The sequence below is a fragment of the Nocardioides cremeus genome, assembly GCF_030518195.1.
Classification (GTDB): domain Bacteria; phylum Actinomycetota; class Actinomycetes; order Propionibacteriales; family Nocardioidaceae; genus Nocardioides; species Nocardioides cremeus.
Genome location: NZ_JAULSC010000001.1, coordinates 41,876 through 55,142 on the forward strand (window position 1 = coordinate 41,876; position 13,267 = coordinate 55,142).

Here is a 13,267-nt window from a genome sequence, read left to right on the forward strand (position 1 = left end):
ATGCGCCAGCGCTTCCACGGCCGGATCGCCGGCGTCGGCTCGGCCTCGGGCGTGCGGGTGGTGGTCGGGCGCTGGGACCGCACCCCCTGGGGCCCGTTCTCCGACGCGATGGTGGCGCTGCCGTCGGGCCACCGGCTGCTGCTCGCCCCGACCGAGCGCGTCGCCGAGTTCATCGCCTCGACCTACACCTTCGACGAGGTGCGGGTCGAGGCCTTCGAGACGACCGGCCCGCCGGGTGCCTGGTCGGTGCGCTCGGCCTCGCTCGAGCTCGACCTGGCGGTCGGGGCGCGCACGCCGCTGGGCCGGCTGCTGGCGCTGGTGCCCGACGCGGTCGCGACCGCACCGCTCTTCTGTGCCGCCGTCGACCCGGTGGCGCGGGTGGTGATGCGCGGCGTGCGCACCCGCGGCTCGGCGGGCCACGGTCGCCGCGAGTGGTACGGCGCCACCGACCACCACGCCGTCACCTCGCTCACCGGGCGCCTCGAGGGCCGCGACCTCGGTGCCCTCGCCGAGGTGCACCCGGCGCCCGACTTCGGCTTCTCCTCCACCCCGCGCCGGCCCTCGGTGACCTCGGTGGTCACGACCGTCGAGGTGCCGTGATCCTGCCCAGCCGCAGCATCGCCAGCGCCCCCAGCGCCGGGCCCGGTGCCAGCAACCAGAAGGCCCAGCGCCAGCCCACCTCGTCGGCCAGCAGCGGCAGCAGCTGGATGGTCACCACCGAGAGCGTGAAGCCGATCGCGGTCTGCACGCTCAGCGCGGTGCCGACGTAGCGCTGGTCGGTGCTCTCGCTGAGCGCCGTCGAGAAGACACCCGAGTCGGCGATCACCGACGCGCCCCACACCAGCAGGAAGACCACCAGCAGCAGCGGGCTGCTCGACCAGAGCAACGGCGCCAGCAGGCAGCAGGACGCGCTGGTCGTCATCGCGGCCACCGCAGCGGGCGAGCGGCCGTACCGGTCGGCGCCCCACCCGCCCAGCAGCGCGCCCACCAGTCCGGCGACCCCGACGGTCAGGAAGGTCAGGGCGCTCACCCCGGCGCCCGAGAGCTCCCACGCGGGCTGGTGCACCAGGAAGGCGGGCAGCCAGGTCCAGAGGGCGTAGAGCTCCCACATGTGCCCGAAGTAGCCCAGGTTGGCCAGCAGCGGGGCGCGGGTGCGCAGCCCGGCGAGGGCGTGCCGGGCGCGCGGGCGCTGCCCGGGCGCCAGGAGCGGCCCGGGGCGCAGCACCGTGAGCGCCACGACGCCGGCGCCGAGCGTGAATGCGGAGGCGGTGAGCATCACCGCGCGCCACGGCAGCGGCCCCGAGGCGCTGATCAGGTGCGGCAGGGCCGAGCCGAGGGTCAGCGCGCCGACCAGCACACCGAAGGCGCGACCGCGGTCGACCGGCAGCGACCACGACGCCATCAGCTTCATCCCGACCGGGTAGACCCCGGCCAGGAACGCCCCGGTCAGGAAGCGCAGCGGCAGCGCGAGCCACAGCCCGTCGGCGAGCGCGGCCAGCAGGGCGGTCGAGCCCGCCGCGCCGAAGGCGCACAGCGCCACCAGCCGCTGCGGCGGCATCCGGTCGGGCAGGTTGAGCACGCTCGAGGTCAGCGCGCCGACCACGAAGCCGATCTGCACCGCACCGGTCAGCCACACCACCGACGTGTCTCCGAGGTCCCACTCGCCGCGCAGCGTCGGCGCGATCGCGGTGGCCGAGAACCACACGGCCAGGCCGAGCACCTGGATCAGCGCCACCAGCGAGCGCTGGAGACCGGCCCCCCGCAGGTCGGGGCCCGTGGTGCTCGCCGGGCTGGTCACCGAGACAGCCTCCCAGACCTGCGGAGGGCGGCGCTCAGAGATCGATCGCGCGGTTCACCCAGGTCGAGGAGACCACCATGCCGACGTGCTCGTAGAGCCCCAGCGCGCCGGTGCGCGAGTCGGTGGAGAGGTAGCAGCGGGTCGCGCCGTGGCGACGGGCCAGCGCGAAGGCGTCGACCAGCATCGCCGCGGCCAGGCCCTGCCCCCGCCGCTCGCGGCGTACGCCGACCTTGGCGACGTAGCCACCCCCGCCCGACAGGTGCACGTGCGTGGCGCCGACCAGCTCGCCGGCGCCGTCGTGGACCAGGCGCAGGTTCCAGGGCTGGTGCCCCTCGCGGCCCCAGATCCGCGCGCCGAAGTCGGCCAGCGGTTGGCGGGGCCGCTCGGCCCACTCCAGGAAGCAGTCCTCCATGAGCGTCCAGGCGGCCTCGTGGTCGTCGGGGGCGGCGTCGCGCAGCGTGTGCCCGGGCGGCAACGGTGCCACGGGCATCCGCACGTCGTCGGGCAGCTCGAGGTCCCAGGCCGTCCAGCGCTCCCGGTAGCCGAGGTCGGCCATCAACCGGTCCGCGGCACTGCCCTGCGGCACCTGGCTGCCGACCCGGGTGGCGCCGCGCTCACGGGCCCGCTGCTGGACCCAGGACGCGAGCCAGGTGCCGACGCCGCGGCCCTGGTGGGCCGGGTCGACCGCGGCGTAGGCGACGTCGTCGCCCGCGTGGTCGACGTACCCGACCAGGCGTCCCGCGGGGTCCTCGACCCCCATCGTGCTGGAGGTGATGTCGTAGCTGGGGCGCAGCCAGTCGGAGCGGATGTCGTCGACGTCGACCTCGGGCGCGCCGAGGTCGACGGTCTCCTCGGCCCGCACGAGGGCCGTGACGGCCTCGGCGTCGTCGAGGACGAGGGGCCGGGTGCGCAGCCCCGGAGGCAGGACCGGGGCGGCGGTGCGGGTGCTCACCTGCTGATGATGCGCCCGTCCCGCCGCCCCGGCACCTGATTTTCCGCGTCGGCCTCTCGGCCGGCCCGGCGCGACTCAGGCGTTGCGGATCGCGGAGACGTCGAAGTCGAGCTTGATCTTCTCGGAGACGAGCACGCCACCGGTCTCGAGCGCGGCGTTCCAGGTCAGGCCCCAGTCCTTGCGGTTGATGGCGGTGCCGCCCTCGAAGCCGATGCGCACGTTGCCGAAGGGGTCCTGGGCCGAGCCCGTGGGCTCGAACTCGATGGTGACCGGGCGGGTGGTGCCCTTGATGGTCAGGTCGCCGGTGATGGTCCAGTCGGCGCCGTCGCGGGCCACGGCGGTGGAGACGAAGGTGATCTCGGGGTGGGTCTCGGCGTCGAAGAAGTCGGCCGAGACGAGGTGCCCGTCGCGGTCGGCGCTGCCGGTGTCGATGGAGGCCGTCTTGATGGTGAGGCTGACCGAGGAGGCGGCCGGGTCGGCGGTGTCGACGTGGGCGGTGCCCGACCAGTCGGTGAAGTGTCCGCGCACGGTGGTGACCATCGCGTGTCGGGCGCTGAAGCCCAGGCGGCTGTGGCTGGCGTCGATCGTGTAGTCGCCCGAGATGTCCTCGAGGACGCTGGTGGGGGCGTCGAACCCGGCGGCCGGCGCGGTGCCGGTCGTGGTGCCGGTCGTGGTGCTGGTCTCGGTGCCGGCGGGGGCGTTCTTGCGGAAGAGGGCCATGGGGGTCTCCTGAGGTTTGTGGGTGAATCTTCAACTACCTCAAGGCGGCGGTGCGCCGATCCATTCCCGGTGTGGGACAAATAGTTCGCACGCGCCACGAGCCGCGCCCCGGCGGGGGCGCGGCTCGTGGTGTGGATGCGGTGCGACGCCTCAGGCGGCGTGCGCAGCGGGCGCGGCGTGGGCGGGCTGAGCAGTCGGGGCGGGCGCGGCCACCGGGGCGGTCTCGGGCATCGTCCAGCGCGACTCCAGGTGCGGACGCCCGTCCGCGTCGGCCACCATCACCCAGCTGCGGGTCGGGCCACCGGTCATCTGTGAGTCCGTCATCGGACACCTCCTGTTCACCTTCTGTTCACCTAAGTTAGCACGGTGGATGTGGCCGGATCCACCCAGAGTGAAGGAATGGGCGCCTCGACGGCTTCCTGCCCGAAATCGGGCAGGATGTTGCACAAGAAGTGGTGGATCCCGCAGATTGTCGACGTGACGGTCCCACGACGAGCGGTCGGCGCCCCCGACCCGGTGACGCCGCTGCTGCAGCACCTCGTCGCGACCACCGGCCTCGACGAGGCCGAGGCGCGCCGGGTCGTCGGCGACGTCGTGGCCTTCCACCGCGAGGGTGTCGACGACTACGTACGCCGCCGCCACGCCGCGCTGCAGGCGCGCGGACTGCGCAACCCCGAGATCTTCACCCGCGTCGCGGCCGAGCTGGCCGAGCGCGTGGTGGCCCCACCCACCCTGTCCGAGCGCCAGCTGCGCCGGATCGTCTACGGCTGAGCCGTCCACCCCGGCTCGCTCACCCACCGCCCACCCAGCACCCACCCAGGAGACACCCCATGTGCGGAATCGTCGGCTACATCGGCACCCAGCAGGCCGCCCCGCTGCTCCTCGAGGGCCTCGGGCGCCTCGAGCACCGCGGCTACGACTCGGCCGGCATGGCGGTGCTCGGCACCGGCGGCGCGCTGCGCGTGGCCAAGCGTTCGGGCCGGGTGCGTGACCTCGCCGAGGAGGTGCCGGCCCGCTTCGGTGGCAAGGTCGGCATCGGGCACACCCGCTGGGCCACCCACGGCCCGGCCACCGACCACAACGCGCACCCGCACACCGACGGCGCCGGCCGCGTCGCGGTCGTGCACAACGGCATCCTCGACAACGCCTCCTCGCTGCGCGCGATGCTCACCGACGACGGCGTCGAGCTGACCTCCGACACCGACACCGAGGTGCTGGCCCACCTGGTGGCGCGCTCGGGCGCCGAGACCCTCGAGGGCCGGGTCGCCGACGCGCTGAGCGCCGTCGAGGGCACCTACGGCCTGGCCGTCGTGCACGCCGACTTCCCCGACCGGATCGTGGTGGCCCGCAACGGCAGCCCGCTGATCGTCGGCGTCGGCGACAAGGAGATGCACGTGGCCAGCGACCTGGCCGCCCTGGTGCGCTACACCACCACGGTCGCCTACCTCGACGACGGCGAGATGGCCACGGTGACGGCGCAGGGCTTCACCACCTACCGCCACGACACCGCCCAGCTGCACCGCACCCACCGCGACGCCGCCCGCGTCGACGTCGACCCGGCGGCGTACGAGATCGGCGAGCACGAGTCGTTCATGCACGCCGAGATGCTCGAGCAGCCGCGCGCCGCCGAGCGGGTGCTGCGCGGCCGGCTCGACGAGCGCTTCGGCACCTCCCACCTCGGTGGGCTCAACCTCGACGCCCGCGAGCTGCGCGCCATCCGGCGGGTCAAGATCCTGGGCTGCGGCTCGGCCTACTACGTCGGGCAGATGGGCGCCTCGATGATCGAGGAGCTGGCCCGCATCCCCGCCGACGCCGAGGCCGCCAGCGAGTTCCGCTACCGCGACCCGGTGATCGAGCCCGACACGCTCTACGTCGCGGTCAGCCAGTCGGGCGAGACCATCGACACCCTGCTCGCGGTGCAGGAGATCCGCCGCAAGGGCGGGCGCGTGGTCGGCCTGGTCAACGTCGTGGGCAGCGCGATCGCCCGTGAGTGCGACGGCGGCATCTACCTGCACGCCGGCCCCGAGGTGGCCGTGGCCAGCACCAAGGCGCTGACCACGATGTTCCTGGCCTTCTCGCTGCTGGCCCTGCAGCTGGGCCGGGTGCGCGACCTGTCGATCGCCGACGGCAAGCGGCTGATCGCCGGCCTGCAGCAGCTGCCCGAGCAGATCCAGTCGGTCCTCGACCGCGACGACGAGCTCGCCGAGGTCGCCAAGCGGCTCGCCGTCAGCGACAGCCTCTTCTTCATCGGCCGCGTGCGCGGCTTCCCCGTGGCCCGCGAGGGCGCCCAGAAGTTCAAGGAGATCACCTACCGCCACGCCGAGGCGTACCAGACCTCCGAGCTCAAGCACGGCCCGCTCGCGCTGATCAGCGAGGACGTGCCGACCGTGGCGCTGGTGCCCGACGACGAGCTGGTCGAGCGCAACGTCGCGGCCCTGCACGAGATCGCGGCGCGCCGCGGCCCGCTGGTCGTGGTCACCCACGAGGGCGTCGACCTCGGCGACCTGTCGGCTGCGCCGGGCATGCACCGCATCGACGTGCCGCGCAACGAGCGCGAGATCGACCCGATCCTGCTCACGATCCCGCTGCAGGTGCTGGCCTACCACGCCGCCAAGCACCTGGGACTCGACGCCGACAAGCCGCGCAACCTGGCCAAGTCGGTCACCGTGGAGTGACCCGTGCGGCGGGGCGTGATCCAGGCCACCGCGCGCAGGAATCGGGGCCGACGGCCGAGACGCACTACCTTATGGCAGTGACTTCCTCTGACACCGACCCCACGACCGTCGACGATCAGGTGCCGACCTTCGTCGATCTCGGTCTGTCCGAGCCGGTGCTCAAGGCACTGTCCGACGTGGGCTACGAGACCCCGTCGGCCATCCAGGCCGCGACGATCCCGACCCTCCTCGAGGGTCGCGACGTCGTCGGCCTCGCGCAGACCGGCACCGGCAAGACCGCCGCGTTCGCGCTGCCGATCCTCTCCAACCTCGACGTCTCGCAGAAGAGCCCGCAGGCGCTGGTGCTCGCCCCCACCCGCGAGCTCGCGCTGCAGGTCTGCGAGGCGTTCGAGAAGTACGCCTCCCGGATGCGCGGCGTGCACGTGCTGCCCGTCTACGGCGGCCAGGCCTACGGCGTGCAGCTCTCGGCGCTGCGCCGCGGCGTCCACGTGGTCGTCGGCACCCCCGGCCGGATCATGGACCACCTCGAGAAGGGCACGCTCGACCTGTCGCAGCTGCGCTTCCTGGTGCTCGACGAGGCCGACGAGATGCTCAACATGGGCTTCGCCGAGGACGTCGAGACGATCCTGGCCGACACCCCCGACGAGAAGCAGGTGGCGCTGTTCTCGGCCACCATGCCCGCGCAGATCCGCCGGCTCTCCAAGCAGTACCTGACCAACCCGGCCGAGATCACCGTCAAGCGCAGCGCGACGACCGCGGCCAACATCACCCAGCGCTACCTGACGGTCTCCTACCCGCAGAAGGTCGACGCGCTGACCCGCATCCTCGAGGTCGAGAACTTCGAGGGGATGATCGTCTTCGTCCGCACCAAGAACGAGACCGAGACGCTGGCCGAGAAGCTGCGGGCCCGCGGCTACTCCGCGGCCGCCATCAACGGCGACGTCGCCCAGGCCCAGCGCGAGCGCACGGTCAACCAGCTCAAGGCCGGCAAGCTCGACATCCTGGTCGCCACCGACGTCGCCGCCCGTGGCCTCGACGTCGAGCGGATCAGCCACGTCGTCAACTACGACATCCCCACCGACACCGAGTCCTACGTGCACCGCATCGGCCGCACCGGCCGCGCCGGGCGCACCGGCGACGCGATCTCGTTCATCACCCCGCGCGAGCGCTACCTGCTCAAGCACATCGAGAAGGCCACCAAGCAGCCGCTGACCCAGATGCAGCTGCCGACCGCCGAGGACGTCAACACCACCCGGCTGGCGCGCTTCGACGACCAGATCACCGAGGCGCTGGCCGACACCGCGACCATCGACCGCTTCCGCGACGTCGTGGCCCACTACGTGCGCGAGCACGACGTGCCCGAGGTCGACGTGGCCGCGGCGCTGGCGGTGCTCTCGCAGGGCGAGACCCCGCTGCTGATCGACCCCGAGGCCGACCGGGCCCGCGCCCAGCGCGAGGAGCGCCGCTCCGCGCCGAGCGGGCGCGACGAGCGCTCCGGCCAGGCCCGCGCCGAGCGGGCCCCGCGCCGCGGCGGCGACACCAACCTGGCGACGTACCGCATCAACGTGGGCAAGCGCCACAAGGTCGAGCCCCGCCAGATCGTCGGCGCGCTCGCCAACGAGGGCGGTCTCTCGCGCGGCGACTTCGGCAAGATCCAGATCCGCCCGGACTTCTCGCTCGTCGAGCTGCCCGCCGACCTGGGCCCCGAGGTCTACTCGGCGCTGGCCGACACCCGCATCTCGGGCAAGCTGATCGAGCTGCGTGCCGACAACGGCCCCCGCGGGGGCGGCTCCCGCCCGCCGCGCGGCGACAAGCCCGCGGGCGACTTCGACCGCAGGAAGCCGCGCCACAAGAAGCCCTGATCCTGCCTGCACCCGTCCTGGGGGCGGGTGCTGGTAGGAACGTCGCATGCGACGTCTCGGGACCCCTGCCCTGCTGAGCGCCGGTGCGCTGGTCGTGGCGAGCCTCGCCGGCTGCGACCAGGTCGCCGACACGGTGGGCGGGCCCGACCCGCGCCCCGCTGCCGAGGCGTACGCCGCCGCCCTCGCCGCCGGCGAGCCGGGCGCGGTGCCCTTGGCCGAGCCGACAGCCGCCGAGGCCGACGAGGCCCACGCGGCCGTGGTCGCGGGGCTCGAGCCGGCCTTCGCCGGCCTCGAGCCGCAGGTCGAGGTGCTCGAGGTCAGCGACACCCGCGACGTGGCCGAGGTCGACCTGGGCTGGACCTGGCGGCTGCCGGCCGGGGAGTGGTCCTACGAGACCTCCACCAGCCTGCGCCTGGTCGACGACGAGTGGCGCGCGGTGTGGCAGCCGGCGGTGGTCGAGCCCAGCCTGGTCGAGGGCGAGGTGCTCGACGCCTCCACCCTGGGCGCCTCCCGCGGCGACGTCCTCGGCGCCGGCGGCGAGCCGATCGTGACCCAGCGGCCGGTCGTGCGCCTCGGGGTCGACCGCGGATCGGTCTCGCCGAAGCAGGCGCTGCGCGCCGCCGAGCGCCTGGCGGGGGTCGCCGACCTCGACGTGGCGGCGTACCGCGGCCGGGTCGAGGGCGCGGGCGAGCAGGCCTTCGTCGAGGCCATCGTCTACCGGGCCGACGAGGTGCCGGGACCGGTGGCCCGGGCCGCCGAGTCCACCGCGGGCGTGGTCGCGATCGCCGACGAGCAGCCCCTGGCCCCGACCCGCGACTTCGCCGCCGAGCTGCTCGGCAGCGTCGGCGAGGTGACCGCCGAGATGATGGCCGACCAGCCCGGGGTCTACCGGGTCGGTGACCGGGCCGGCCTCTCGGGGCTGCAGGCGCGCTACGACGAGGAGCTGCGCGGCAGCCCGGGCATGCTGGTGCGCGCCGTCGACGACGCCCCGGGCACGAGCGGGGGCGAGCGCGAGCTGGTGGCGCTGCCGGCCACCGACGGCGACGACCTGGTGCTGAGCCTCGACGTCGACCTGCAGCGCACCGCCGAGCAGCTGCTGGCCGACGTCGGCCCCGCCAGCGCACTGGTCGCGCTGCGGCCCAGCACCGGCGAGGTGCTCGCTGCCGCCAACGGGCCCGGGGTCGGGGCGACCAACGTCGCCACGTTCGGCCAGGCCGCGCCCGGCAGCACCTTCAAGATCGTCACCAGCCTGGCGCTGCTGCGCTCCGGGCTGACCCCGGGCTCGACCGTGCGCTGCACCCCCGGCGTGGTCGTCGACGGGCGCCGCTTCACCAACTACTCCGACTACCCCACGGCCGACCTGGGTCCGATCCCGCTGCGCCGGGCGATCGCCAGCTCGTGCAACACCGCCCTGATCGCCGAGGGCGGGCGCATCGACGGCACCGACCTCTACGACGCCGCCGCCACCCTCGGCCTGGGCATCGACCACGACCTCGGCTTCCCGGCGTACTTCGGCAGCGTGCCCCAGCCCGAGACCGACACCGAGGCCGCCGCCTCGCTGATCGGCCAGGGCCGGGTGCTGGCCTCGCCGATGGCGATGGCGGCCGTGGTCGCCAGCGTGCAGGAGGGCGCGACGGTGGTGCCGACGCTGGTCGAGGGCTACACCGACGACCCGCCCGAGGGGGCCGCGCCGCTGACGAAGGGCGAGGCCGAGGCGCTGCGCTCGATGCTGCGCGAGGTGGTGGTCTCCGGCAGCGGGCGCGGCCTGGCCGACGTGCCCGGCCCGGCCGTGCTGGCCAAGACCGGCACCGCCGAGTTCGAGCGCGACGGCGAGGTGCTCACCCACGCCTGGATGGTGGCCGCGCAGGGCGACCTCGCGGTCGCGGCGTACGTCGAGGTGGGCGAGTCGGGCTCACGCACCGCCGGCCCGCTGGTCGAGGCCCTGCTCCGGGCGGGGTGAGACCGCTCAGGAAGAGGTGAACCCCTCGTCGCATGGGGTCGACGAGGGGTCCACAGCCGTCTTCTGAGTGCTCCCTCCGAAGTCGACGTCTCCGAGTATGCCACGACCCGCCGGTCGGGTGAAGGCGTTGGGCGGAGCGGATCGTGGTGCGAGGATCGCGCCATGACCGGTCCCGACCTGACCCCCGACCTCGCCGCCCTGCTGCCCGACGAGCACCGCCGACTCCTCGTGGGGGGCCGGTGGCGCGACGCCGAGGACGGCGCCACCTTCGCCGTGCACGACCCGGCCGACGGCTCGGTGCTGACCCGGGTCGCCGACGCCTCCGTGGGCGATGCCGTCGAGGCGCTCGACGCCGCGGTCGCCGCACAGGCCGGCTGGGCCGCGACGCCGCCGCGCGAGCGCGGCGAGATCCTGCGCCGTGCCTTCGAGATGATCGCCGACCGCGCCGACGACCTGGCGATGCTGATGAGCCTCGAGATGGGCAAGACCGTCAAGGAGGCCAAGGGCGAGGTCGGCTACGGCAACGAGTTCTTCCGCTGGTACTCCGAGGAGGCCGTGCGCATCCACGGCCGGTGGATGCAGGCGCCCGCGGGCGGCAGCCGCCTGCTGACCATCAAGAAGCCGGTCGGGCCGTGCTTCTTCGTCACGCCGTGGAACTTCCCGCTGGCGATGGGCACCCGCAAGATCGGGCCGGCGGTGGCCGCCGGCTGCACGATGGTGATCAAGCCCGCCGCCCAGACGCCGCTGACGATGCTGGCGCTGGCCGCGATCCTCGGCGAGGCCGGGCTGCCCGACGGGGTCCTCAACGTGCTGCCCTCCACCCACGCCAAGGAGATGAGCCAGGCCCTGCAGGGCGACGACCGGCTGCGCAAGGTCTCCTTCACCGGCTCGACCGGCGTGGGCCGCACCCTGGTGCGCCAGTCCGCCGACCAGCTGCAGCGGGTGAGCATGGAGCTGGGCGGCAACGCCCCGTTCCTGGTCTTCGCCGACGCCGACCTCGACGCCGCGGTCGACGGCGCGATGGTGGCCAAGATGCGCAACATGGGCGAGGCCTGCACCGCGGCCAACCGGTTCCTGGTGCACCAGGACGTCGCAGCCGAGTTCGCCGAGAAGCTCGCGGCCCGGATGGGCGGCCTCACGCTGGGCCGGGGCCAGGACGACGGCGTCGACGTCGGCCCGCTCATCGACGAGGACGCGGTCGACTCGGTCGCCCGGCTGGTCACCGACGCCGTGCACGACGGGGCCCGGGTGGTCACCGGCGGCGCACGGCCCGACGGTGCCGGGTGGTTCTACCAGCCGACCGTGCTCCTCGACGTGCCCGCCGACTCGGCCATCAACACCGAGGAGATCTTCGGGCCGGTCGCGCCGATCACCACGTTCAGCACCGAGGAGGAGGCCGTCGCGGCCGCCAACGCCACCGAGTACGGCCTGGCCTCCTACGTCTACACCCGCGACCTGTCCCGCACGATCCGGATGGCCGAGTCCCTCGACTTCGGCATGGTGGGCGTCAACACCGGGCTGATCTCCAACCCCGCCGCGCCGTTCGGCGGCGTCAAGGCCTCCGGCTTCGGCCGCGAGGGCGGCTTCGAGGGCATCGAGGAGTACCTCGAGACGACGTACGTCGCCCTCCCCGCCACCTGACCCACCCCGCGACCAGGCCCCCATCTCGCGCTGACCCGGCCCCAACCTCGCGCTGACCCGGCCCGAGCTTCGCGCCGACCCGGCCCGGACCTCCACCTGCGGAGGTCCGGGCCGGTCGTCACTGGTCGGTGCCGGAGGCCTCGAGGCCGCTGCTCGCGGCGGCCTTGCCCACCGAGCTCTTGATGAGCGCCTCGAGGTCGAGGCCGGTGGTGGCCTTGAGCATGCTCATCGTCTGGGTGACGTTGTCGGTGACCTGCTTGGGCATCGCGCCGGCACCGTCGGTCGAGATCACGGTGAGCTGGTCGATGGCGCTGATCGGCGCCGCGACCTCCTTGGCGACCTTGGGCAGCACCTCGATGAGCATCTGCAGCACCGCGGCGTCGTTGTAGTGCGCGAACGCCTCGGCGCGCCGGTCCATCGCCTCGGCCTCGGCCTGGCCCACGGCCAGGGTCGCCGCGGCCTGGGCCTCGCCCTCGGCCCGGGTCGCGTCGGCCTCCGCCGTACGCCGCGCGCGCTCGGCGGCACCGCGCCGCTCACCTTCGATCGCCTCCGCCTCGGCGAGCGCCGCGCGGCGGGACTTCTCGGCCTCACCGGAGAGCCGGGCCTCCTGGGCCTTGGCCTCGGCGGCCGCGATGGTCGAGGCCTTGCGCGCCTCGGCAGCCGCGATCTCGGCGCTGCGGCGGGCTTCGGCCTCCTGCTCGACGCGGTAGCGCTCGGCGTCGGCGGGCTTGCGGACCTCAGTCTCGAGCTGGCGCTCGGTCAGCGCCGCCTGCCGCACCGCCACCTTCTCCTGCTCGGTGAGGATCGACTGGTCGCGGTCGGCCTGGGCCAGCGGACCGGCGGCCGCGGCCTGCGCGGACGCGGCGTCGGTCTCGGCCTTGATCTCCGACTGCTTGAGGGCCAGCACGCGCTGCGAGATGGCGATCTCCTGCTCGGCGGCGATCTGGGCCTGCTCGGCGGCCTGGCGGGCATTCGCCTCGGCGATGCGCGCCTCCTGCGCGACCCGGGCGGCCTCGGGACGACCCAGGTCGGCCAGGTAGGTGCCGTCGTCGGTGACGTCCTGGATCTGGAAGGTGTCGAGGATCAGCCCCTGGCCGGTCAGGGAGTTCTCGGACTCGTCGGCCACCCGCTGGGCGAAGGCCGCGCGGTCGCGGATGATCTGCTCGACGGTCAGCCCGCCCACGATGGAGCGCAGCGCGCCGGCGAGCACCTCCTGGGTGTAGGACTCGACGTCGGCCTGCTGGGACAGGAAGCGCTGGGCGGCCAGGCGGATCTGGTCGGCGTTGCCGCCGACCTTGACGATGGCCACGCCCTCGACGTTGAGCTTGATGCCCTGCCCCGAGACGGCGCCGCGGATCTGCACCGAGATCCGGCGCGAGGACAGGTCGAGGGTGCCGAGCTTCTGCACGAACGGGATGACGAACGTGCCGCCGCCGAGGATCACCTTCTGCCCCGACAGGTCGGTGGTCAGCTCGCCGGTCTCGGGGTTGACCACCGCCTTGCCCTTGCGGCCGGTGACGATGAAGGCCTCGTTGGGCCCGGCCACCTTGTAGCGGCTGGTGACCAGCAGCACCAGCAGGACGAAGAGGACGACGAATCCGCCGACGGGGATCAGCACGGACGTCTTCACACGGGGCTCCTTGGGAGACTGGGGCGAGG

At 73.7% G+C, this 13,267-nt stretch carries 11 protein-coding genes; 6 read left to right on the forward strand and 5 right to left on the reverse strand.

Annotation, left to right across the window (positions count from 1 at the left end; all coding sequences use genetic code 11):
• Window positions 1-600, forward strand: a complete 600-nt coding sequence (locus QWJ41_RS00190; RefSeq protein WP_302705088.1) for a hypothetical protein — start codon at window positions 1-3, stop codon at window positions 598-600.
• On the opposite strand, the gene QWJ41_RS00195 is transcribed toward QWJ41_RS00190, so the two are convergent.
• The 4 genes from QWJ41_RS00195 to QWJ41_RS00210 form a co-directional block, all read right to left on the reverse strand.
• Complete coding sequence (locus QWJ41_RS00195) at window positions 578-1,798, reverse strand: MFS transporter (RefSeq protein WP_302705089.1); 1,221 nt, start codon at window positions 1,796-1,798, stop codon at window positions 578-580. The genes QWJ41_RS00190 and QWJ41_RS00195 overlap by 23 nt on opposite strands.
• A 34-nt stretch (window positions 1,799-1,832) precedes the next feature.
• Window positions 1,833-2,750: a GNAT family N-acetyltransferase gene (locus QWJ41_RS00200; RefSeq protein WP_302705090.1), complete on the reverse strand. Its 918-nt coding sequence runs from the start codon at window positions 2,748-2,750 to the stop codon at window positions 1,833-1,835.
• 75 nt (window positions 2,751-2,825) lie between these two features.
• A complete protein-coding gene (locus QWJ41_RS00205) occupies window positions 2,826-3,470 on the reverse strand; it encodes a YceI family protein (RefSeq protein WP_302705091.1) in 645 nt (214 codons plus the stop codon).
• 150 nt (window positions 3,471-3,620) lie between these two features.
• A complete protein-coding gene (locus QWJ41_RS00210) occupies window positions 3,621-3,794 on the reverse strand; it encodes a hypothetical protein (protein ID WP_302705092.1) in 174 nt (57 codons plus the stop codon).
• Window positions 3,795-3,947: 153 nt separating this feature from the next.
• Here QWJ41_RS00210 and QWJ41_RS00215 point away from each other — a divergent pair, with 153 nt between their 5' ends.
• From QWJ41_RS00215 to QWJ41_RS00235, 5 genes are all read left to right on the forward strand, one after another.
• Complete coding sequence (locus QWJ41_RS00215) at window positions 3,948-4,241, forward strand: hypothetical protein (protein WP_302705093.1); 294 nt, start codon at window positions 3,948-3,950, stop codon at window positions 4,239-4,241.
• Window positions 4,242-4,300: 59 nt separating this feature from the next.
• The gene (gene glmS, locus QWJ41_RS00220; protein ID WP_302705094.1) at window positions 4,301-6,145 is read left to right on the forward strand and encodes a glutamine--fructose-6-phosphate transaminase (isomerizing); all 1,845 of its coding nucleotides are present in this window, start codon (window positions 4,301-4,303) and stop codon (window positions 6,143-6,145) included.
• Window positions 6,146-6,216: 71 nt separating this feature from the next.
• Window positions 6,217-8,007 (forward strand): DEAD/DEAH box helicase, encoded by a 1,791-nt coding sequence (locus QWJ41_RS00225; protein ID WP_439117288.1) that lies wholly within the window; start codon window positions 6,217-6,219, stop codon window positions 8,005-8,007.
• Between the two features lie 46 nt (window positions 8,008-8,053).
• The gene (locus QWJ41_RS00230) at window positions 8,054-9,967 is read left to right on the forward strand and encodes a penicillin-binding transpeptidase domain-containing protein (protein WP_302705096.1); all 1,914 of its coding nucleotides are present in this window, start codon (window positions 8,054-8,056) and stop codon (window positions 9,965-9,967) included.
• Between the two features lie 162 nt (window positions 9,968-10,129).
• Window positions 10,130-11,608 carry an NAD-dependent succinate-semialdehyde dehydrogenase gene (locus tag QWJ41_RS00235; RefSeq protein ID WP_302705097.1) on the forward strand — a complete coding sequence of 493 codons (1,479 nt, stop codon included), beginning with the start codon at window positions 10,130-10,132 and terminating at the stop codon, window positions 11,606-11,608.
• Window positions 11,609-11,726: 118 nt separating this feature from the next.
• Here the strand turns inward: QWJ41_RS00235 and QWJ41_RS00240 are convergent, their stop codons facing one another.
• On the reverse strand, window positions 11,727-13,238 hold the full coding sequence (locus QWJ41_RS00240; protein ID WP_302705098.1) for a flotillin family protein: 1,512 nt from the start codon (window positions 13,236-13,238) through the stop codon (window positions 11,727-11,729).
• Window positions 13,239-13,267 lie beyond the last annotated feature (29 nt).

Coding starts and splice junctions, on each gene's coding strand:
- QWJ41_RS00230 (WP_302705096.1), top strand. CDS start 8,054: ATGCGACGTCTCGGGACCCCTGCCCTGCTGAGCGCCGGTGCGCTGGTC.
- QWJ41_RS00235 (WP_302705097.1), top strand. CDS start 10,130: ATGACCGGTCCCGACCTGACCCCCGACCTCGCCGCCCTGCTGCCCGAC.
- QWJ41_RS00210 (WP_302705092.1), bottom strand. CDS start 3,794: ATGACGGACTCACAGATGACCGGTGGCCCGACCCGCAGCTGGGTGATG.
- QWJ41_RS00190 (WP_302705088.1), top strand. CDS start 1: ATGCGCCAGCGCTTCCACGGCCGGATCGCCGGCGTCGGCTCGGCCTCG.
- glmS (WP_302705094.1), top strand. CDS start 4,301: ATGTGCGGAATCGTCGGCTACATCGGCACCCAGCAGGCCGCCCCGCTG.
- QWJ41_RS00205 (WP_302705091.1), bottom strand. CDS start 3,470: ATGGCCCTCTTCCGCAAGAACGCCCCCGCCGGCACCGAGACCAGCACC.
- QWJ41_RS00225 (WP_439117288.1), top strand. CDS start 6,217: ATGGCAGTGACTTCCTCTGACACCGACCCCACGACCGTCGACGATCAG.